This window comes from Mycobacterium appelbergii, from assembly GCF_032883035.1.
In the GTDB taxonomy this organism is placed as follows: domain Bacteria; phylum Actinomycetota; class Actinomycetes; order Mycobacteriales; family Mycobacteriaceae; genus Mycobacterium; species Mycobacterium appelbergii.
Map to the genome: position 1 here is coordinate 238562 of NZ_JAMQTH010000001.1, position 21904 is coordinate 260465.

The window sequence follows — 21904 nt, forward strand, 5'->3', positions numbered from 1 at the left end:
GCTTGTTGCTCTCTATAGGGAGATGCGTTGAACGTCAACGTTATCGATGGCACGGGACGAACGTCTACTGCAACCCATATTCAGGCTACGATCACGGTCAGCATCCCGACGAAGATGACCAGCCCGATGACGGCCGTCCGGAAACCGTGCGCCGGGAGTTTGCGGACGATGCGCAAACCGAGAAAATTCCCGACCATGGCGACGGCCACCAGCACAGGCAGATCCGGCCAGAAGATATCCGCAGGCACCGGACCACGGCCCAGAAGGATCAGCAGGGACAATGCATTGGTGACCGTGAAATAGGCGGCCAGGTCGGCGATGAACAACAACGGGGGCAGACCGGCGCGGGCCAGCAGCAAGACGATCGGGGGACCATTCAGCGATGTTGTGGTGCTCAGATAGCCGCTGACGAAGCCCGCCGCGACCTGCGCCCTGGTCGACGGCACGTAGGGCTTTTGCAACCGCATAACAGCCATGCCGACCCCGCAGACGACAACGACGATTCCCACCGCCCGTTTCAATTCGTGTTCGGGAAACGCGAGCGCGAGCAGCGCACCGAGCCACGCGCCTGGGAGGCTGCCAGCAACCAGCAAAGCGACACGACGCCAAGAGATGTGACTCCATAACCTCAGCGAGACGCCGATTCTGGTGACGATGCCAGCAACGAGGTTGATGATCACCACATCCTCGACGCTGAACCCGGCCAGCAGCATGAACGGCGCGGCGACCAATGCCGCGCCGAAGCCCGTCGCACCGCCGACGACGGAGGACACCCAAATGCACACCGACCCCCAGAAGAGCAGCATCGTCGCTCCGAGTCTCGTGTGGCCGAAGGCGTCGGCCGTGATTGGTGCAGTAGCAGTGTAAACCTGCTGTCAGACAACGAATTCAGGCGTAATCCGGATCAAGGCGAGAAGCATCGTGATATGTGATTGCTGCCGAACCAATCGACTGACTGGCGGTTTCGGAGAACTCGGATATATCAGCACACTGTGCGTGAGTCAACAAACCAGGATGGCTATCCGTCGAGGTGCGTACAGTAGCGGCGGGCCTCGGCCATCAGCGCTTTGGCAGGCACCGTCAAATGGTTTCGCCGACTGACGGCGGCCACGTGCAGGTATGATTCGGGCACGATCCGCTGCACCGTTGCTCCTGCCTGTCGGGCGGTCTGCGTCCACGATGACGGCATTACCGCCCGGCCCAATCCTTTGAGGACCATCGGCAAAATCGAGGTGCGGTGTGCTACTTCGGCGACGATGGTGATGTGTATGCCGTGTGCGAGAACATCGTCGACGAGTGCCCGCATCAGTGACCCGCGCTGAGACACGATCAACCGGCAACCACTCAGATCCTCTCGCCGCACGGTCGGCTCCTCCCGGCATTCGTCGTCCGGCCCCGAAATCAGCACGAGTGCTTGACTTTCTAGCTCTACGACGTCCAAGTCCGGTGCGCGGGTGGCTTCAGCCGATCCGAGCACCCCGATCTCACAGGCGCCGCTGCGAACACTGTCCAGCACCTCCTGCGGGGTGAAACCGGCCTCCGCGTTGACAATCACGTCGGGGTGCTGGCGCGCGAACGCGGCCAGGATCGTGGTCAGCGGCTCCATGCCAGGTGAGGGCATGGTGATCACATCGACCCGGCCGCCGCGCAGGCCCTTCAGCTCGCGCATTGCGGCCGCAGCTTCGTCGACGTCGCGCAGCACCACGCGGGCCAGCCCGACCAGCGTCTTGCCCGCGCCGCTGAGCACTACGCCGCGCCCGACCCGGTGAAACAGCGGCATCCCGAGCTCGCGTTCGAAACCGGCGATTGCCTGTGACAGCGACGGCTGCGCCACCATCAACTGCTCCGCGGCCTTGCTGAACCCGCCGTGATCGACCACCGCGAGGAAGAATTTCAGCTGCCGAACCTCCACTGGCACCCCTTTGATCTGAATTGATAGGTCGAACCTATACCCCGCATCGGATGTAGGTCTTAGACGTGGCGGATCTATGGCTTCCTAATGGAATCCGCGCTTCTGTGATTTGTACAACAGTCAGACCGAGGGGATTTCCGTGGCTCAGCAAGTTTTCAAGATCGCAGTGATTCCGGCCGACGGGGTCGGCAAGGAGGTTGTTGTCGCCGGGCGTCAGGTCCTCGACACCCTGGCCGCCCTGTCTCAGGACAGGTTCTCCTTCGAGTGGACAGACTTCCCGTGGGGCTGCGAGTACTACGAGCAGACCGGCCAGATGATGGCCGCCGACGGGCTGGAGACGTTGCAGGCCTTCGACGCGATCTACTTCGGCGCGGTGGGCTGGGAGAACGTGCCGGACCATGTCAGCCTGTGGGGTCTGCGCCTGAACATCACCCAGAACTTCGACCAGTGGGCCAACATCCGCCCGGTGAAGTTCCTGCCCGGTGTCGTCTCGCCGCTGCGCAAGGCCGACGACCACGATCTCGACTGGCTTGTGGTGCGGGAAAACAGCGAGGGCGAGTACGCCGGGTTTGGTGGGCGCAATCTGTCGGGCCGCGGGCCCGGCAACGAGGTCGCACTGCAGACGGCATTATTCACCGAAAAGGGTTGCGAGCGAATCATTCGCTATGCGTTCGATCTGGCCCGGACCCGTCGGGTCAAGAAGGTCTCCAGCGTGACTAAGTCCAATGCCCAGCAGTACGGCATGGTGCTGTGGGACGAGGTCTTCAAACGTGTCGCTGTCGATTACCCGGACGTGGAGAACGAGAGCGTTCTGGTCGATGCCATGAGCGCGAAGTTCATCCTGCGTCCCGAGGACTTGTCGGTGGTCGTGGCGTCCAACCTCAACGCTGACATCCTGTCCGATCTCGGTTCAGCGCTGGCCGGCAGCCTGGGGGTGGCGGCGAGTGCAAACCTCAACCCGGAGAAACGCTTTCCCAGCATGTTCGAACCGGTGCACGGCTCCGCGCCGGATATCGCGGGACAGGGTGTGAGCAATCCCATCGGTGCTATCGCCAGTGCGGCATTGATGCTGGAGCACTTCGGCCTGCACGACGAGGCTCGTCGCGTCGAGGCCGCGATCGAGGCTGCCACCGGCAGCGGTGTGCTGACCCACGATATCGGCGGCTCGGCGGGCACAACGGAAATGACTGAAGCGGTGATCGCCGCATTGACCCCGGCCCTGACGCCGGCCTGACCCACACCGCGACGGACACAAGAGGTTACGTAATGACTACACAGACCCCAAGGGGGCGGTGGTACCGGCAGCTCTACTTCTGGGTGCTGTTGGCCATCGTGGTCGGCATCCTGCTGGGCTGGCTCGCGCCGGCAGCCGGTGAAGCGATGGAGCCGATCGGCACCACCTTCGTCACCGCGATGAAGATGCTGATCGGCCCGATCGTGTTCCTGACGATCGTCGGTGGGATCGCCAGCGTCGCTGATCTGAAAAAAGTTGGGCTGACCGGAATCAAGGCGCTGACCTACTTCCAGGTCGGAACCATCCTCGCGATGGTTCTTGGTCTGGTGGCCATCAATCTGTTCCGGCTCGGCGACGGAGTGAACGCCATACCGGGCGATATCGAAGCCAGCGAGTCAGCGCAGAAGCTGATCAGCGCAGGCGAGAATCAGCACTGGTGGGAGTTCATCACCCACATCGTGCCCGACAGCGTGTTCGGCCCGTTCGTCGAGGGCGACATCCTCCAAATCATCTTCGTGGCCGTCATTTTCGGTGTGGCGCTCAACGCCGTCGGTCAGATCGGTGGCCCGGTACTGGACGCCGTCAACCGGCTCACCAAGATCGTCTTCAAGGTGCTGTCCTACATCATGAAGCTCGCCCCGCTGGGCGCGTTCGGGGCGATGGCATACGCGATCGGCAAGTACGGCGTGTCGACCCTGGCGAGTCTTGGCAGCCTCATCTTGCTGTTCTACGTCACATCCGCTCTGTTCGTGTTCGTGGTGCTCGGCTCGGTGATGGCCTACCTGCGGCTCAACATTCTCCACATGCTCCGCTACCTGCGGGAGGAACTGCTGTTGATCCTCGGCACCTCCACCGCCGAGCCGGCGCTGCCCGGACTGATGCGCAAGCTTGAATACGCCGGGGTCTACAAGCCGACGGTCGGGCTGGTGGTTCCCACCGGGTACAGCTTCAACCTCGACGGCGCTGCGATCTATCTCTCCCTCGCCTCGTTGTACATCGCCCAGGCCACCAACACGCCCTTGTCGGTCGGTCAGCAGATCGGGCTGCTCGCGGTGATGCTGCTGACGTCCAAAGGCGCAGCGGGGGTCGCCGGTGGCGGCTTCATCGCGCTCACTGCAACGTTGAGCACGATGGGTCACATTCCGGCCATCGGCATCATGCTGGTGTTCGGCATCGACAAGTTCATGTCCGAATGCCGGGCGCTGGTCAACTTCATCGGCAATGCAGTGGCCACGCTGTTCGTCGCCAGGTGGAATGGCGAACTCGACGTCGACCGGGTACGGAAAGTTTTTGCGAGTAACGACCTTCCGCCGCTCGACGACCTCAGCGAGCAGGTGACTGATGAGGGCGGCGGTGTCCCACCTGCGGGACAGGATAATTCGCAGGTACCGGTACCGACGTTCGCCGGTTCGACCCCGCGTCCGTAATCAAGAGGTCCGGTGGGATCGAGGCTGCAGGCATTCGAAGCGATCGCGGGCGACCACTTCTATTGCGTTCTACCGCAAGGGCACCGGCTATTGCTCACCTTCCCCGCCTGCCCGGCAATTCCTGGTGATCATCAATAGTGCCTCCGACGCCATCACGCTCCCGGATGGTGCGTACTGGACGAAGGCGTGCTGACCTGGCAGTGGTAGTTGTGAGCATTGCTTCGGCAGCCGCCAGGGCAGTGCTCAGCGCTCTTCGACATAGCGTCTCGTGACGGCGATGTCGTCGTCACCGTGCCCTCGCGCCGTGAGTTCCTCGAACGCAGCCTTCACCGCTGGCAGCAAGACGGGATGCGTGCCGGTCGCTGCCGCCACGGCCGACGCGAAGTCGAGGTCCTTGACCATGTACTTCGCTACTCCCGACGGACTGTAGTCCTGCTCGATGATCCGGTCGCCGCGGCTTTCCAGGATGCGGCTCCCGGCGTATCCACCCGCAAGCAGGCGGAACAGTTGGGCGAGATCGAGACCGCTCCGTTCGGCGAGTACGGCGGCCTCCCCGAGCGCCAGGACGGTCGATGCGACGATCATCTGGTTGCACGCCTTCGCCACCTGGCCCGAACCCAAGGGACCTAGACGAACCGGATTGCCGCACGCGGAGAGCACCGCCCACGCGTCCGCGACATCGCGTTCTTCACCACCGACCATGATCGACAGCGTGCCGGCCTCGGCGCCTTCGACACCGCCTGACACCGGCGCGTCGACGACCCGCACGGCGTCGGCCGTGGTCTGGGCCAACCGAGTACCAAGTTCCCGGACACCGACGGGAGACGACGATGAAGCGATGATCAGCAGCAGGTCGTCGGGCTCGCCGGCCAGGATCCCGTCCGGGCCGGCCAAAACCTCTTCGACTTGTGGTAGGTCAGGAAGCATCAGAAGGATGACCCGCGCCGCGCCGGCGAGTGATCGAGGAGTGGCATGCCACCGCGCGCCCGCTGCGACGAGATCGGAGTAGCGGTCCCGGTTTCGCCCGGTGATGTGAAGAGGTCCGGCGCCGCTGTTGAGGATATTGACCGCCATCGGGCGACCCATCATGCCGAGACCGATCACGCCCACGTGGACGTCCCCGTCGGCTGAGTTGTTCGACATATATATGACCCTAAACTGAGGAGCCGCCGAGGAAAGGCAATGTCGATATGGCACACAGTTCCAAGCGTCTACGCGTGGTCGTCGCGACACCGCTGGCCGAGGAGCACTGCGAGATGATCGAGCGTCTGGAGCCTCGCCTCGACGTGATCCGTGACCAGTCGCTCTATCCCCCGATGCGCCATCCGGCTGATTTCGCCGGGGATCCGTCCTTTCGCCGAACTCCAAGGCAGCAACAGGAGTTCGAGGACATGATCGACTCGGCCGAGGCGCTCTACGGCATTCCCGATGTCGATCCCAACGCCCTGCAGCGCACGGCGAATGTGAATCCGGCACTCCGCTGGGTTCACACGATGGCGGCCGGCGGCGGCAGCCAGGTGAAGGCCGCCGGACTCAGTCAGGACCAGCTGAGCCGAATAGTCTTCACTACCTCGGCCGGCGTCCACGGCGGACCGCTGGCCGAGTTCGCCGTCTTCGGCCTGTTGTCCGGCGCAAAGGACCTGGGACGCTTGATCGCCCAGCAACACGATCGACGCTGGACGGGCCGCTGGGAGATGGGCCAGGTTTCGGAGATGACCGTCCTGGTCGTTGGCCTCGGCGGAATTGGTCGAGAGGTGGTCAAGAAACTGGCCGGGCTCGGCGCGACCGTCATCGGCACGAGCCGTCACGGCGCACCGGTCGATCGCGTGGACCGGCTGATCCAGGTGGAGGACATCGTGTCGACGGTCCCCGAGGTGGATGCCATCGTGCTGACGCTGCCCGGGACGGCGGCTACGGAGAAGCTGATCGGGGCCGACGTCTTCGCGGCGGTCAAGCCGGGGACGATCCTGGTCAACGTCGGAAGAGGCACGGTCATCGACGAGGACGCTCTATTGCCTGCGCTACGCGACGGCCGCATCGGGTTCGCGGCCTTAGACGTATTCGCGACCGAACCTCTGCCCGAGAGCAGTCCACTGTGGACCGAGCCGAATGTTCTCGTCAGTCCCCACACCGCCGCCCTCAACTCGGCCGAAGACCGGCTCATCGCAGAACTGTTCGCTGCCAATGCGACCCGCCTGCTTGATGGAGCCGAACTGATGAACGCGGTAGACACCGTTGACTTCTACTGAGCCACCCGCGGATCCGAGTCTTTCAGCCAACCCGTGACTCGCCGTGCGATTCGCCGATAGCGTCTAGGCATGCGTGAAGCTCCGTACACACCGCCGGTCCGCGAGGCAGACGATCCTGAATACGCGGCCAATCTTCGTCGGGCGACTTTGGCCAGCACGGTCGGCAGCGCCCTCGAATATTACGACTTCGCGCTCTACGGGCTGGCCTCGGCGCTGATCTTCTCGAAGTTGTTCTTCAATAACCTGGACCCGGGCATCGCTCTGGTCGCCAGCTTTGCCACGTTCGGGGTCGGGTTCGTGGCTCGCCCACTCGGCGGCCTGTTCTTCGGCACGATCGGCGACAGACTCGGTCGCAAGTGGGTACTCATTGCCACGATCTTGTTGATGGGCGGCTCCTCTACCCTGGTCGGCGCGCTGCCCACCTTCGACAGCATCGGCATCTGGGCGCCCATCCTGCTGGTCTTCCTCCGGTTGTGCCAGGGCTTCGGAGCGGGCGCTGAGCAGGCCGGATCAACGGTGCTGATGGCCGAGTATGCGCCGGTCGAACGGCGCGGGTTCTTCGCGGCGTTGCCGTTCATCGGTATCCAGGCCGGTACGTTGTTGGCCGCCTTGGTGTTTGCGTATCTCGGCACGATCCCCGAGGACATTCTGCTCGGCTGGGTCTGGCGGATCCCGTTCCTGGCGTCGATCCTGTTGATCCTGGTCGCGTTGTTCATCCGGATGAGGCTGCGGGAGAGTCCGACATTCATCGTCTTGGAGAAGCACGAGCAGATTGCCGATCACCCGCTGCGTGAGATCTTCGGGCACTCACTGCCCAGTGTGCTTCGCGGTATCGGGTTGCGGATGGCCGAGAACGGTGGCTCGTACCTCTTCAACTCCCTCGCCGTCGCATATGCGACGGGCACCGTTATGGTCGACCGGTCGATCGGTCCGATCGCCGTTGCGACCGGCTCGCTGATCGGGATGGTTTCGGTGCCGTTGGCCGGGCACATCTCGGATCGTGTCGGCCGGCTCCCGGTCTACCGCTTCGGCGCCGTCGTGCTACTGCTACTCGCTTTTCCCGGTTGGTACCTGATCTCGTTGGGCCAGGCCTGGCTTGTCATCGTGGTGATCGCCGTGGCCATTGGTTTCGGCGTGAACACGATGCTCGGACCGCAGTGCGCGATGCTGCCCGAGATGTTCGGTAACAAGCACCGCTACCTCGGCGTCGCAGTCTCGCGCGAGTTCAGCGCAGTGATCGCTGGTGGTCTGGCCGGCGTGCTGGGCGCTGGACTGATCAAAATGTTCGACGGCTCGTGGGTGCCGCTCGGTATCTATACCTTCGTCCTGGCGGCCATCACCCTTGCGACAACGTTCATCACGCCGGAGACCCGTGGTCGCGACCTGATCCCCGTCGTGGATGCCCTCGATGAGCTGAACGCAGGAGGGGTGGCCGCACGATGAACCCCTTCGACCTGACCGGCACCACGGCACTGGTCAGTGGGTCGAGCCGGGGTATCGGGCTGGCCCTCGCCAAGGGCCTGCTCCAAGCGGGCAGCCGGGTCACCATCCACGGCCGCAATATCAGTCAGGTCAAGACAGCTGCGCTTGATCTGGCCGAGGAGACCGGCGGTGAGACCAGGGTCAGCACGTTCGATGTCACCGATCAGGACGCCGTCGACCGCGGAATCGCCGACATCGAGCAGGAGTGGGGAGCGCTTGACATCCTGGTCAACAACGCAGGCATTCAGCGCCGCGCACCGTTCCCCGAGTTCACGCTGCAGGACTGGAATGACCTCATCGCCACGAACCTGACCGGCGCGTTCCTGGTCAGCCAGCGTGTGGCCCGCGGCATGGTCCAACAGGGCAGCGGCAAGATCATCAACATCGGATCGGTGCAGAGCCAGCTGGCCCGACCTGGCATCGCCCCCTACAGCGCGACCAAAGGCGGGATCGTCATGCTGACCAAAGGGCTGTGCGCCGACCTCGGTCCGCACGGGATCCAGGCCAACGCTCTGGCCCCCGGCTACTTCGAAACCGAACTCACACGTGCGCTCGTCGAGGACGAACATTTCACCCAGTGGGTAACCACCCGTACCCCCGCAGGCCGCTGGGGCAAGGTCGAAGACCTCGTAGGGGCTCTGGTGTTCCTGGCCTCACCGGCGTCGAACTTCGTGAACGGACAGGTCCTGTTCGTTGACGGCGGCATGACGGCGGTGGTCTGAGGATGCGCAGCCATCGCTGTCACAGCCACGTCGGTCTCGGTCTCGTCAGCTATTTCGGGGAGGGCACGCACATATGAAGGCGCTCGTCGTTCACGGGGCCGGCGATCTGCGGTTCGACGATCTACCCGACCCGGCACCCGAACTCGGGCAGGTCCTCGTGCGCAACACCCACGGCGGCATCTGCGGATCGGATCTCCATTACTACAAGCACGGCGCCGTAGGTGCGTTCAGCCTGCGGGAACCGTTGGTGCTCGGTCACGAGGTTGTCGGACGGATCGAGAACGACCCGTCCGGCGCTCTGACCACCGGAACTCCGGTGGCCATTCACCCGGCAACTTCCTGCGGAAACTGTCCGGAATGTCTTGCCGGCGTCCGCAACGTGTGCCGCAACGCCCGCTACTTCGGGTCCGCGGCCAGCTTGCCTCACACCCAGGGCGGCTTCTGCGAATACATGATCGTGCGGCAGGACCAGATCCGGGTGCTGCCGGACACACTCCCGCTGTCCAGGGCTGTGCTGGCCGAACCGCTGGCCGTTGGCCTGCACGCGCTGAACCGGGCCGGCGGGGTCGCCGGCGCCAAGGTACTCGTCGGTGGGTCCGGACCGATCGGTATCCTCGCCGCCGGCGCAGCCAAAGCGGCCGGCGCCGCGGAAGTCTGGACCACCGACATCCTCGATCACCCTTTGCAGATCGCCCGCGACGTCGGCGTTGACCGCACAGTCCGGATCGGCTCCGACACCCTCCCTGATCAATACTTCGACGTGGCTATCGAGGCATCGGGGGCCTCCGTGGCCGTCGGTGCCACCCTCGCTGCGGTCCGGCGCCGCGGAATCATGGTGCAGCTGGGCATGTTTGCACCCGGACCTCGACCTGCTGAGCTGTCCGCCCTGGTGGCCAAGGAAATCGACTACCGCGGTGCCTTCCGCTTCGATACCGAATTCGACGAAGCGATCGCGCTGCTCGCCGGTTCGGCTGTTCTGGATCCGGTCATCACCCACAGCTTCGATCTCATCGATGCCGTAGCGGCGATGGACGTGTCAGCAGAGCCGGCCATTTCGGGCAAAGTCGTGCTGCGACTGTCCAAAGACTAGGTCGCGCTCTGCGATTGAATCTTGCCGCCCGGGAACATCGTCTTGACCGCTTGAGTGATGTTCGCGCGGGCGGCAGCCTCAGCCGATGGCGTCGTCGATCGCCTGACGATAGTGCGCGGCGGGATCGGCGAGTAACGACGCGAACGCCATTTCCGCGGCCCCGATCATCAGTATTGCCGAGCCCAGCGTGGCCGACACGATGCGCACCTGCTCGTGGGGTACGCGCATGGAGTGGCCGGCCACCGCGGTGTCGAGGGCCGCGCCGGCCTGTTCCGGGAAGGTGCGCAGGAATCCGCCGAGGACAACGAGGTTGGGGTTCAGTAGGTTGATGGCATTACCGAGCGCGATGCCGAGGTACTGCGCCTGGTGCGCCAAACTTTTCGTCGCCGTCTCACTGACTTCGGTCTCGAGGCACCCGATGCGTCCGCAATGGCACGGGCCGGCGCCGCCGACGTAGGTGTGGCCCAGCTCGCCGGCGTAGCCGGCCGCGCCTTCGAGAAGCTCGCCCGCCACGATAAAGCCTGCGCCGATTCCGCCTGCGCCTCCGTTGACATAGATCATGTGATCGGCACCGGCATGCCCGCCGAAGATGTGTTCGGCGCGTGCACCGAGATTGGCGTCGTTTGCGGCGAACACCGGCAATCCCATAGCCGCGCTGAGTGTCTGGCCCAGTGCCTCGTCATGCCAATCAAGGTGCGGCGCCAGCCGCACGACGGATCCCGCGGCGTGGACGAGGCCGGGAACGGCCACACCGATTGCGGTGACGCGTTGGCCCCGGTTCAGTTTGCGCCGGATCCCCGCGATAGCCTTGGTGGTGATGGACACGGTTTCCTCAACGCTGGGGACACCGTTCGTCGGGTACCTGGAGACATCCAGCACCGTGCCACCCAATGCCACCAAACCGATTGTGATGGCGTCGATTTCAGGGTTCACGGCGATCGCAAGCATGCGGGTCTGCGGTCGCACGATGGGGCTGGGCCTGCCGACCTGACTGGCCGGCGCCGGCTGCGTCTCTTCTACCAGGCCGCTTTCGACGAGTTCCTCCACGAGGTCCTTCACCGTTGAGCGGGACAATCCTGTCCTGCGCGTCAACTCGGACCTGGTCAGCGAGCGGCCGCGATGAACCAAGGTCAGGACCGCAGACAGGTTGCGGCGCCGGACATCGTCGGTGTTGGTCCCGATCCTCATCCGAAATCCTCCCTTGACAGTGGCCTGCGACACATCTTATGTTCGGCGCGACAACAAATCCAGCTGCAGGAGCACGCGATGTCCACGCTTGAATCCACTATTGCTGCAACCGACGAACCGGCGCCGAAGCCATCCGACAAGTTTTCGTTCGGCCTCTGGACCGTCGGCTGGATCGCCAACGATCCGTTCGGCGGGCCTACCCGGCCTGCGCTCGACGCGGTCGAGGCCGTGGAGCGGCTCGCCGAACTGGGCGCTTATGGCCTCACCCTGCACGACGATGATCTCTTCCCGTTCGGCAGCAGTGACGACGAACGCCGACGTGCCATTGCGCGGCTGACGTCCGCGTTGCAGGCCAACGGCCTGGTCGTGCCCATGGTCACCACCAATCTGTTCAGCCATCCGGTGTTCAAGGACGGTGGGCTCACCAGTAACGATCGAGGTGTTCGGCGCTTCGCGTTGCGCAAGGTTCTGCGCAACATCGACCTCGCGGCGGAGCTCGGTGCGGAAACGTTCGTGATGTGGGGCGGCCGAGAAGGTAGTGAGTACGACAGCGCGAAGGACGTACGTGCCGCGTTCGAACGCTACCGCGAAGCGCTCGATCTGTTGTGCGACTACGTCATCGACCAGAAGTACCCCCTGCGCTTCGCAATCGAGCCGAAGCCCAATGAACCCCGTGGCGACATCCTGCTGCCGACCGTCGGGCATGCGCTGGCATTCATCGAGACGCTGGCCCACCCGGAACTGGTCGGTGTCAACCCGGAGACCGGACATGAGCAGATGTCCGGACTGAACTTCATGCACGGCATCAGTCAGGCGCTGTACTCCGGCAAGCTGTTTCATATCGATCTCAATGGCCAGCGCGGGATCAAGTTCGACCAGGATCTGGTGTTCGGCCACGGGGATCTGGCCAACGCGTTCGCCCTCGTCGACCTGTTGGAAAACGGCGGCGTGAACGGCGGGCCGAGCTACCGGGGCCCGCGACACTTCGACTACAAGCCCAGCCGCACCGAGGACAGCAGCGGGGTATGGGCCTCGGCCGCCGCGAACATGCGGATGTATCTGCTGCTGAAGCAGCGCGCCGCGGCCTTCCGCGCGGATCCCGAAGTCATCGAGGCCCGCCGGGCCGCCAGGGTCGACGAGTTGCGCCTGGCCACGCTGGACCCCGGCGAGACGTATCGCGAGTTGCTGGCCGACGGCTCGGCGTACGAAGAGTTTGACGCTGATTCCTACTTCGGCGGCATGGGTTTCGGCTTCGTGCGGTTGAACCAGTTGGCGATGGAGCATCTGATGGGCGCGCGGTGACGGTCACGGTGCCAAGACCTGGACGTGATCCACATCACGCTATATGTTGTCGAGGGCAACAAAAGGCCATGCGATGAAGGGCGGTCCCATGAAGCGAATCAGTGGTCTGATGCTCGCTGTCGTCGTCGGCGCGGGCCTGGCACTGACCGCGTGCGGTGACAACGGCGGTGGTGGCGGGGCAGCCGATGCCACGGGGCAGAAGATCGGCGTGATCCTGCCCGACACCAAGTCGTCGGTCCGGTGGGAGTCCAAGGATCGCCCGGAACTGGAGGCTGCCTTCAAGGCAGCAGGTATGCAGTACACGATCCAGAACGCCGAGGGATCCGCCGACAACATGGCCACCATCGCCGACGGCATGATCGCCGACGGCGTAACAGTGCTCGCACTGGTCAACCTCGACTCGGACAGCGGAGCGTCCATCCAGCAGAAGGCCGCGAGCCAGGGTGTCAAGACGATCGACTACGACCGGTTGACCCTGGGCGGCTCTGCCGACGTATACGTCTCATTCGACAACACCACGGTGGGCGAACTCCAGGGCCAGGGCCTGGTCGACTGCCTTGCAGGCAAACAGTCGAACGTGCTGTTCCTCAACGGATCTCCCACCGACAACAATGCAACGTTGTTCACCGACGGCGCGCACTCTGTTGTGGACAAAACGCCGACGGTCAAGGTGGTGGCCGAACAAGCCGTGCCGGATTGGGACAACGACAAGGCGGTCACCATATTTGAGCAGATGTACACCGCAGCAGACGGCAAGGTCGACGGTGTGTACGCGGCCAACGATGGGCTCGCGGGATCGGTGATCTCGATCCTGGAGAAGAACGGACGGGCCGGGCAGGTGCCTGTCACCGGTCAAGATGCCACGGTCGAGGGGCTGCAGAACATCCTCGCGGGCACCCAGTGTATGACGGTCTACAAGTCGGCGAAGGAAGAGGCCGGTGCGCTCGCACAGACCGCGATCGCCCTGGCGAAAGGTGAAGAGCCGAAGACCACCAGCACATCTCGCGACGACCAGGGCAACCGCGATGTGCCGTCGGTGCTGTTGACGCCGAAGTCCATCACCAAAGACACCATCGATGTGGTGTTCGACGACGGTGGCCAAGCCAGAGCGGATGTCTGCACCGGACAGTTCGCGGCGGCGTGCAGCGCCGCGGGGCTATAGCGCAATGGTGTCGGCAGCAACCGTCCCCATTCTCGAACTGCGCGGCCTGAACAAGAGTTTCGGCGTGGTGCAGGTGTTGCACGAGGTCGATTTCCAGGTGTATCCCGGCGAGGTCACCGCACTGGTCGGAGATAACGGCGCAGGCAAGTCGACTCTGATCAAGGCGATCGCCGGGATCTACCCGTTCGACTCCGGGACGTACCTGTTCGAGGGCAACCCGGTGACGGTGCACGGACCCAACGACGTGTCGATGCTCGGCGTCGAGGTCGTCTACCAGGACCTGGCGTTGTGCGACAACCTCGACATCGTGTCCAACATGTTCCTGGGACGCGAGCTCAAGCGACGCGGTGCCCTCGACGAGGCCAAGATGGAATCGCTGGCTCGCGAGGCTCTTTCGTCGCTGTCCGTGCGGACCGTGAAGTCTGTCCGCCAACCGGTGTCCAGCTTGTCCGGGGGCCAGCGCCAGACGGTGGCCATCGCGAAATCGGTGCTGTGGAACGCGAAGGTGGTATTGCTCGACGAGCCCACCGCGGCGCTCGGCGTGGCGCAGACCCGGCAGGTTCTCGACCTGGTGCGAAGACTGGCCGATCAGGGCGTCGGCGTGGTGTTCATCTCGCACAACATGAACGACGTGTTCGAGGTGGCCGACCGGATATGTGCGCTGTACCTCGGCAGGGTGGCCGCGGAAGTGCAGGCCGCCGAAGTCAGCCACAGCCAGGTGGTGGAACTCATCACGGCGGGACGCTCCGGAAGTCTCGGTCTGGCGCCGGCCGACACGGCGCAGCCGATGTGAGGACCGCCAAATGACAACGCTCAACCGAAAACTCGCGGATGCGGACTTCGCGGCCGACACCAGGGCCGACGAAACATTCTCGGACGCGGTGCGCAGCTATCTGCGGCGGGTCCGCGGCGGCGACATGGGTTCGATGCCGGCCGTCCTCGGGCTCATCGTGCTGTTCATCGTGTTCGGAATTGCCAACGAGCGCTTCACCTCGGCGCTCAATCTGGCCAACCTGGTCACCCAGGCCGGATCGATCTGCGTCCTGGCCATGGGACTGGTATTCGTGCTGCTGCTGGGCGACATCGACCTGTCCGCGGGCGTGGCCGGAGGGGTGTCGGCATGCGCCATGGGCCTGACCGTCGCCAATCGCGGCTGGCCCTGGTGGCTCGGGGTGATCGCGGGCATCCTGTCCGGCGCGGTGATAGGCCTGGCGATCGGCCTGCTGCGTGCCAGGCTTGGGATTCCGTCGTTCGTCGTGACGTTGGCCTTCTTCCTCGGCCTGCAGGGCGTGACGCTGAAGCTCATCGGGGAAGGCGGATCCATCCGGGTGGACGATCCGGTGATCCGCGGCATCACGATCGACAACATGTCGGTCACCGCAGGCTGGCTGTTCGCGCTGCTGATCGTGGCCGGGTTCACGGGCCTGGAGTTGTATCGGCACCGCACCAAGATCGGCCTGGGTCTGGTGCATCCGCCGTTCGGTGTGGTGATCGCGCGAATCGTCGGTGTGGCGGCGGTGGCGCTCGGAGTGACCTACGTGCTGAATCTCAACCGCAGCGTCAATGCGAACATCGAAATTCGCGGTATCCCATATGTTCTGCCGCTTGTGGGGGTGCTGTTGATCGCATTGAGTGTGGTCCTCAACCGCACGTCTTACGGCCGCCACATCTATGCGGTGGGCGGTAATGCCGAGGCCGCGCGTCGGGCGGGTATCGATGTCAACCGCATCAGAATCTCGGTGTTCGTGGTGTGCTCGTCGCTGGCGGCGCTCAGTGGCATGATCGCCGCGTCGTACGGCGGCAAGGTTTCCGCGTCCTCGGGTGGCGGAAACGTGTTGTTGTACGCCGTCGGCGCGGCGGTGATCGGCGGTACCAGCTTGTTCGGGGGCAAGGGCCGGGCCGTCGACGCGGTCATCGGCGGGGTGGTGGTGGCCACGATTGCCAACGGGCTCGGCCTGTTGAACCAGTCGTCCTACATCAACTTCCTTGTCACCGGCGGGGTTTTGCTGCTCGCGGCGAGTGTGGACGCGATCTCCCGACGACGCCGATCGGCGGCGGGCCTGGCCTGAGAGGGGCCTGCCGGGTTACCGCTGCGGTTCCCAGCTGTAATGGGTAGCGGCCTCGGTAGGAGTGAGCGCGCGGGCGACCGCTGCGGTCCAACCCGCGGCCTCGCGTCTGCGGATGCGGTCGTCCATGCTCGGGTACCACGCCGCGGCCACGTGGCGGTTGGCCCGCAGCGCCGCGGTATCAGGCCAGTATCCGACCGCGAGGCCGGCCGCGTACGCGGCGCCCAGCGACACCGTCTCCGAGACGAAGGGCCGCACCACCGGGACGTTGAGGACGTCCGCATTGAACTGCATCAGTAGATGATTGGAGGTCATGCCGCCGTCGACGGCCAGCCGGGTAGGTGCTACTCCAGAGTCGTTGGTCATCGCGTTGACCACCTCCCAGGTCTGCCAAGCGGTGGCTTCCAGCACAGCCCGCGCCAGGTGGCCCTTGGTGATATAGGACGTCAGCCCGACGAAAATGCCGCGGGCCTCCGAATCCCAATGTGGCGCAAGCAGCCCAGAGAATGCCGGGACGATGTAGCAACCGCCGTTGTCCTCGACGGTGCGGGCCAGGGTTTCGATCTGTGGGGCGGTGGCGATGACGCCCAAAGAGTCCCGAAACCACCGGACCAGTGAACCGGCGACCGCGATCGGCCCCTCCAGGGCGTACATCGGGTCGCTGCCAGGTGCCGCGAAACCAACGGTCGGCAACAACCCGTGGGTGGAATCGACGATCGACGTGCCGACATTCATCAGCAGGAATGCGCCGGTGCCATAGGTGCATTTGGCATCACCGGGTTCAAAACACAGCTGACCGAAGAGCGCAGCCTGCTGATCCCCGATGGCCGCCGCAATGGGAACTCCAGGCAGCACAGTCGTGCACTGCGCGTAAACCTCGCTGTTCGAGACGATTCGCGGCAGCATCGCGTCGGGAATGTCCAGCAGGCCGAGCAGTTTCGAGCTCCACTGCAACGAGCGCAGGTCCATGAGCATGGTTCTGCTGGCGTTGGTCACGTCGGTGACGTGAATTCCGTGTTTGGGACCACCGGTGAGGTTCCAGATCAACCACGACTCGAGGGTCCCGAACAAGGCCTCGCCGCTGCGGGCCCGAGACTCGAGTCCTCGGACGTTGTCGAGCAGCCAGCGTAACCGCGGTGCGGCGAAATAGGAGGCCGGTTTGAATCCGGCGATGCGCCGGACCGCCTCGGCCTCCGGAGCGATCTGGTCCACCACCGGACCTGTCCTGGTGTCCTGCCAGGTGATCGCCGGCGCCAGCGGTTGGCCGGTGCGGCGGTCCCAAACCACCGTTGTCTCCCGCTGGTTGGCGATCCCGACTGCGGCCACGTTGGACTCGTCCAGCCCGGCCAGCCGCAGCGCTTCGGGCACGATCCGGCGCACGTTGCGCCACAGCTCCAGTGCGTCCTGCTCAGCCCAGCCTGGCCGCGGGAAGGACTGCCGCTGTTCCCGCTGAGCGATGGCGACCATGCGGCCGCGATGGTCGAACAGCATGCAGCGCGCCGATGTGGTGCCCAGATCGATCGCTGCGACCACCCGCTGTTCGGTCACCGGCCGGGCTCCAGCACGCGGATCACCGCCGCGGCCGCGTGCCGGAGCTCGGTAAGGAGGTCGGGGTTGGGCGAGCCGTCGCGGGCGAGCAGGGATTCCGGTGGTCCGAGCACCGCCATGGCGGCAACGCTGGAACGGCTGCGGCCATGGATCGGCACGGCCACATCGGCCAGATCCGGGTCGAACTCGCCGTCGGCGACCGCCACACCGGCGCGCCTGACCCGTTCGATCTCGTCGGCCAGCCGGGCGCGACTCAACGACGTCCGGCGGGTGAAGCGTTCCAGCCGAACATTGCGCAGAATCCGTTCCCGGCGTGGTGAATACGCCAACACAAGTTTGCCGCAACCGGTGGCATGCAAGGGCAGCCGTTCCCCGACGCGTAATACTTGCGGGCTGTCGTCGGGCCGGAACACGTGGTGTACGACCTCGGCCTCCTGATCGTGCAGCAACGTCATCAACACCGCGAAACCGGTAGCGGCGGCGAGGGTGTCAGCCCAGGCCATCGAGGCCGAGCGCAGATCATTTCCGTCCAACTCCACCGTCTCGTGCGAAGATGCCCGTGGCCCGGCGGCATAGCTTCCGGTGTCGGGATCCTGCTCCAGATACTCCAAGTCGACCAGTGTGCGCACAATGCCGTGAACCGTGCCCTTGGACAGTTGCAGATCTTGCGCGATGACGCGCAGTGGCAGTGGCCGATCGCTTTGCTCAACCAAATCCAATACAGCAGCGGCGCGTTCGATCGATTGGATGGATCCTGGCATCGGCGTGCTCCTCAACAGTCGGCCACGCTACGGGATGTATGCCACCGGCGCATTCCGCGTGGCGTTCGGCATTGTCAAACAACGCCGATTGATGTGCGTCACATTCCCGCATAGCTTCGCAACATTCCACAGCGCAACCCGGTCTCCGAGCCGTCCCGCGCCACCCGTACCCCGGGGCACGAAAACCTGTATCCAGACAAGGAAGTGAACGATGACCTCACCGCCGCGGACGAAGTACCCACTGGTCGGCGAACTGTCCGCCGAATTCCTCGGAACGGCGATATTGATCCTGTTCGGTTGTGGCGTCGTCGCTCAGGTCGTGGCCGGTGGATTCCCGGATTCGGTGAGCGGCGGTGACCACAACTCGATCGCCTGGGGGTGGGGGCTGGGCGTCACGATGGGCGTCTTCGTCGCGGGACGGCTCAGCGGCGCCCACCTAAATCCTGCGGTGACCGTGGCGCTGGCGGTGTTCAAAGGGTTCGATCGGCGCAAGGTGTTCCCGTACTTCGGCGCTCAATTCGCCGGCGCATTTGTCGCGGCGTTGATCGTCAGGTTTGTCTACGCCGACCAGATCGCCGCCGTCGACCCCGACTTCACCCGCGCCACCCAGGGCATCTTCTCGACATCGCCCGGAGCAGGCGTGTCCATCATGACCGCGTTCGCCGACCAGGTCGTCGGCACCGCGATCCTCGTCATCGTCATCTTCGCGGTGACCAACGCCGTGAACAACCCACCGCTCGCCAACATGGCCCCGCTGATCATCGGGTTTCTCGTGGTCGGGATCGGCATGGCATGGGGCACCAACGCCGGGTACGCGATCAACCCGGCGCGCGACTTCGGGCCGCGACTGGCATCGTGGCTCACCGGATACGGCGACGCGATGTACTCCGCCAACGGCCCTGAACTGTACTTCTGGCTGCCGATCATCGCTCCGCTTGTCGGGGGCCTCGTCGGTGGTGCGCTGTTCGTCTTCGGAATCGAACGCTACCTGCCCGCCGCTGTGGAACGCCCGCACGAAATCGGTGTTTCCGAAGCCACCGAGCTCGCCGACAGCTGACCGCAGACCCACCGCCACACCACAGGAGACCTTCACCCATGCCCGATTTCGTCGGTTCTGTCGACCAAGGAACCACCAGCACCCGCTTCATGGTCTTCGACCACGGAGGCAACGTCATCGCCCAGCACCAACTCGAACACGAACAGATCCTGCCAAGGGCGGGATGGGTCGAGCACAACCCCGTCGAGATCTGGGAACGCACCTCATCGGTGATCCAGACCGCGCTGGGCAAGCAGGGGCTGGTGAGTAGTGATCTGGCCGCGCTCGGCATCACCAACCAGCGCGAGACGACGGTGGTGTGGAACCGACGCACCGGCAGGCCCTACTACAACGCCATCGTCTGGCAGGACACCCGAACGGACCGGATCGCGAGCACGCTCGAAGCCGATGGGCACGGCCAGACCATCAGGCACAAGGCTGGTCTGCCACCGGCGACCTACTTCTCCGGTGGCAAGATCCAGTGGATTCTCGACAATGTCGACGGCGTGCGTGCGGCCGCCGAACGTGGTGAGGCGATATTCGGCAACACCGACAGCTGGCTGCTGTGGCACCTGACCGGCGGGATCAACGGGGGAGTGCACGTCACCGACGTGACCAACGCCAGCCGCACCATGCTGATGAACCTGGAGACCCTGGACTGGGACGACGAACTGTTGGCGCTGTTCGGGATTCCCCGGCAGATGCTGCCCGAGATCGTGCCCTCGTCGTCGCCCGAAGCGTACGGCCTCACCCTCGCCGGCGGGCCACTCGGCGGTGAAGTGCCACTCACCGGTGCGCTCGGCGACCAGCAGGCGGCCACCGTCGGCCAAGTGTGTTTCGCGCCCGGCGAAGCCAAGAACACTTACGGCACAGGCAATTTCATGTTGCTCAACACCGGCACCGACATCGTGCGCTCCAAGGCGGGTTTGCTCACCACCGTCGCCTACAAATTCGGCAATGCCGACGCGGTTTACGCGCTGGAAGGTTCGATCGCGGTTACCGGTTCGGCGGTGCAGTGGTTGCGTGATCAGCTTGGCATCATCAGCGGTGCCGCGCAGAGCGAGTCGTTGGCCCGTCAGGTCGCCGACAACGGCGGGGTGTACTTCGTCCCGGCGTTCTCCGGGCTGTTCGCGCCGTACTGGCGTTCGGATGCCCGCGGTGCGATCGTCGGGTTGTCCCGGTTCAATACCAATGCGCATCTGGCCCGGGCGACGCTGGAGGCGATCTGCTATCAGAGTCGCGATGTCGTCGACGCCATGGAGGCCGATTCCGGGGTGCACCTTGAGGTGCTGAAGGTCGACGGCGGTATCACGGCCAACGATCTGTGTATGCAGATCCAGGCCGACGTGCTCGGCGTGGACGTGGTCAAGCCGGTGGTCGCCGAGACGACTGCGCTCGGTGCGGCGTATGCGGCCGGTTTGGCGGTCGGCTTCTGGAAAGACACCGACGAATTGCGCAAGAACTGGCTCGAAGACAAGCGGTGGCGGCCGAGTTGGTCCGAGGAACAGCGCGAGTCGGGCCACGCGCAATGGCGCAAGGCCGTCGAGCGAACCCTGGACTGGGTGGATGTCAGCTGACGGCGCCCGCGTCGGTTGTAAACCACCGGCACCGAATTTGTCGGAAACTATTTCGCGAAAGCGCATGCGCAAGCGCTTGCCTGCCCCCTAGGCTCCTGGAAAGCCCCGCGGCGCGATTGGCGTCGCATCGCGCACAAGGGAGTGCATATGTTCGGAAAGCGCATCACCGGCACCCGAGCCGTCGGGTCGGTTCTCCTGGCAGGATCGCTGGTTCTCGGGATGACGGCCTGCGGCGGATCGGATTCGGACAGTGTCAAGGTCGGTCTGATCACCAAGACCGATTCGAACCCGTACTTCGTGAAGCTGCGTGAGGCCGCCCAGGCACAAGCCGACAAGGACGGCGCCGAGCTGATCGCGCTGGCCGGTGCGTTCGACGGTGACAACGAGGGCCAGGTCGCGGCCATCGAAAACATGGTCGGCCAGGGCGTGAAGGGAATCCTGATCACCCCGAACTCCTCCACCGGAGTGCTCGACTCGATCAAGAAGGCGCGCGACGCCGGCGTCGTCGTCATCGCGTTGGACACCGCGACCGACCCTGAAGACGCCGTCGACGCCACCTACGCCACCGACAACAAGGCCGCCGGCGTCAGTCAGGGTAAATGGGTCAGAGCAGCGCTCGGCACGGCCGCCCCCCAGGTCGTGATGCTGGACGGCACGCCGGGTGGAACCGTCGACACGTTCCGGCATGACGGGTTCCTGGAGGGCTTCGGTATCACGAACGGCTCTCCGGAGATCGTCGGCCAGGAGAACACCAACGGCGACCAGACCAAGGCACAGACCGCCATGGAGAACATTCTCCAGCGCGCGCCGGGTATCAACGCGCTCTACACCATCAACGAGCCTGCGGCCGCGGGTGCCTACCAGGCAATTCAGTCCGCCCACCGCGAAAACCAGATCACCATCGGGTCGATCGACGGAAGCTGCACGGGCATCGCGGACGTCAAATCAGGAAAGATCGGCGCCACGGTGTTGCAGTTCCCGGCGAAGATGGCCGAGCAAGGTGTGCAGGCTGTGGTCAAGTTCGCCAAGGACGGGACCAAACCCAGCGGATTCAACGACACCGGTTCGCAGCTCGTCACGGATAAGCCCGTTGCCGGCCTCGAGTCGAAGGACACCGCCTGGGGCGAGCAGAACTGCTGGGGCTGAGC

At 64.5% G+C, this 21904-nt stretch carries 19 protein-coding genes; 13 read left to right on the forward strand and 6 right to left on the reverse strand.

Annotated elements, in window-relative coordinates; genetic code table 11:
• Positions 1–80: 80 nt before the first annotated feature.
• Positions 81–806, reverse strand: coding sequence for a sulfite exporter TauE/SafE family protein (locus M1247_RS01060; RefSeq protein ID WP_317154403.1), 726 nt, complete (start codon positions 804–806; stop codon positions 81–83).
• Between the two features lie 212 nt (positions 807–1018).
• Positions 1019–1912 (reverse strand): LysR family transcriptional regulator, encoded by an 894-nt coding sequence (locus M1247_RS01065; protein WP_317154404.1) that lies wholly within the window; start codon positions 1910–1912, stop codon positions 1019–1021.
• A 139-nt stretch (positions 1913–2051) separates the two neighbouring features.
• Between M1247_RS01065 and M1247_RS01070 the strand changes: the two genes are divergently transcribed.
• Both M1247_RS01070 and dctA read left to right on the forward strand, forming a co-directional pair.
• Positions 2052–3146: a tartrate dehydrogenase gene (locus M1247_RS01070; protein ID WP_317154405.1), complete on the forward strand. Its 1095-nt coding sequence runs from the start codon at positions 2052–2054 to the stop codon at positions 3144–3146.
• A gap of 32 nt (positions 3147–3178) precedes the next feature.
• The gene (dctA, locus tag M1247_RS01075) at positions 3179–4573 is read left to right on the forward strand and encodes a C4-dicarboxylate transporter DctA (protein WP_317154406.1); all 1395 of its coding nucleotides are present in this window, start codon (positions 3179–3181) and stop codon (positions 4571–4573) included.
• A gap of 243 nt (positions 4574–4816) precedes the next feature.
• Here dctA and M1247_RS01080 read toward each other — a convergent pair whose 3' ends face one another.
• Complete coding sequence (locus tag M1247_RS01080; RefSeq protein WP_317154407.1) at positions 4817–5716, reverse strand: NAD(P)-dependent oxidoreductase; 900 nt, start codon at positions 5714–5716, stop codon at positions 4817–4819.
• Positions 5717–5763: 47 nt separating this feature from the next.
• On the opposite strand from M1247_RS01080, the gene M1247_RS01085 reads away from it, so the two are divergent.
• From M1247_RS01085 to M1247_RS01100, 4 genes are all read left to right on the forward strand, one after another.
• Complete coding sequence (locus M1247_RS01085; protein WP_317154408.1) at positions 5764–6822, forward strand: D-2-hydroxyacid dehydrogenase; 1059 nt, start codon at positions 5764–5766, stop codon at positions 6820–6822.
• 69 nt (positions 6823–6891) lie between these two features.
• Positions 6892–8265 carry an MFS transporter gene (locus M1247_RS01090; protein ID WP_317154409.1) on the forward strand — a complete coding sequence of 458 codons (1374 nt, stop codon included), beginning with the start codon at positions 6892–6894 and terminating at the stop codon, positions 8263–8265.
• On the forward strand, positions 8262–9026 hold the full coding sequence (locus M1247_RS01095; RefSeq protein ID WP_317154410.1) for an SDR family oxidoreductase: 765 nt from the start codon (positions 8262–8264) through the stop codon (positions 9024–9026). Before M1247_RS01090 ends, M1247_RS01095 begins: the two co-directional genes overlap by 4 nt.
• 73 nt (positions 9027–9099) lie before the next feature.
• Positions 9100–10116, forward strand: a complete 1017-nt coding sequence (locus M1247_RS01100) for an L-idonate 5-dehydrogenase (RefSeq protein ID WP_317154411.1) — start codon at positions 9100–9102, stop codon at positions 10114–10116.
• Between the two features lie 78 nt (positions 10117–10194).
• Here M1247_RS01100 and M1247_RS01105 read toward each other — a convergent pair whose 3' ends face one another.
• Positions 10195–11304, reverse strand: coding sequence for an ROK family transcriptional regulator (locus M1247_RS01105; RefSeq protein WP_317154412.1), 1110 nt, complete (start codon positions 11302–11304; stop codon positions 10195–10197).
• Positions 11305–11382: 78 nt separating this feature from the next.
• On the opposite strand from M1247_RS01105, the gene xylA reads away from it, so the two are divergent.
• The 4 genes from xylA to M1247_RS01125 all read left to right on the forward strand — a co-directional run bounded on the left by xylA (position 11383) and on the right by M1247_RS01125 (position 15837).
• The gene (gene xylA / locus M1247_RS01110; RefSeq protein ID WP_317154413.1) at positions 11383–12606 is read left to right on the forward strand and encodes a xylose isomerase; all 1224 of its coding nucleotides are present in this window, start codon (positions 11383–11385) and stop codon (positions 12604–12606) included.
• A gap of 88 nt (positions 12607–12694) precedes the next feature.
• A complete protein-coding gene (locus tag M1247_RS01115) occupies positions 12695–13768 on the forward strand; it encodes a sugar ABC transporter substrate-binding protein (protein ID WP_317154414.1) in 1074 nt (357 codons plus the stop codon).
• 4 nt (positions 13769–13772) lie between these two features.
• Positions 13773–14561 (forward strand): ATP-binding cassette domain-containing protein, encoded by a 789-nt coding sequence (locus M1247_RS01120; RefSeq protein ID WP_317154415.1) that lies wholly within the window; start codon positions 13773–13775, stop codon positions 14559–14561.
• 10 nt (positions 14562–14571) lie between these two features.
• Complete coding sequence (locus M1247_RS01125; RefSeq protein ID WP_317154416.1) at positions 14572–15837, forward strand: sugar ABC transporter permease; 1266 nt, start codon at positions 14572–14574, stop codon at positions 15835–15837.
• Positions 15838–15852: 15 nt separating this feature from the next.
• Here the strand turns inward: M1247_RS01125 and glpK (M1247_RS01130) are convergent, their stop codons facing one another.
• Both glpK (M1247_RS01130) and M1247_RS01135 read right to left on the reverse strand, forming a co-directional pair.
• Positions 15853–17382 carry a glycerol kinase GlpK gene (gene glpK / locus M1247_RS01130; RefSeq protein WP_317154417.1) on the reverse strand — a complete coding sequence of 510 codons (1530 nt, stop codon included), beginning with the start codon at positions 17380–17382 and terminating at the stop codon, positions 15853–15855.
• Positions 17379–18143 (reverse strand): IclR family transcriptional regulator, encoded by a 765-nt coding sequence (locus tag M1247_RS01135; RefSeq protein ID WP_317154418.1) that lies wholly within the window; start codon positions 18141–18143, stop codon positions 17379–17381. The genes glpK (M1247_RS01130) and M1247_RS01135 overlap by 4 nt, the downstream gene beginning before the upstream one ends.
• Positions 18144–18354: 211 nt before the next feature.
• Between M1247_RS01135 and M1247_RS01140 the strand changes: the two genes are divergently transcribed.
• The 3 genes from M1247_RS01140 to M1247_RS01150 all read left to right on the forward strand — a co-directional run bounded on the left by M1247_RS01140 (position 18355) and on the right by M1247_RS01150 (position 21902).
• Positions 18355–19200 carry an MIP/aquaporin family protein gene (locus M1247_RS01140; RefSeq protein WP_317154419.1) on the forward strand — a complete coding sequence of 282 codons (846 nt, stop codon included), beginning with the start codon at positions 18355–18357 and terminating at the stop codon, positions 19198–19200.
• Between the two features lie 38 nt (positions 19201–19238).
• Positions 19239–20756, forward strand: coding sequence for a glycerol kinase GlpK (gene glpK / locus M1247_RS01145; protein WP_317154420.1), 1518 nt, complete (start codon positions 19239–19241; stop codon positions 20754–20756).
• A gap of 147 nt (positions 20757–20903) precedes the next feature.
• Positions 20904–21902 (forward strand): substrate-binding domain-containing protein, encoded by a 999-nt coding sequence (locus M1247_RS01150; RefSeq protein WP_317154421.1) that lies wholly within the window; start codon positions 20904–20906, stop codon positions 21900–21902.
• Positions 21903–21904: the final 2 nt, after the last annotated feature.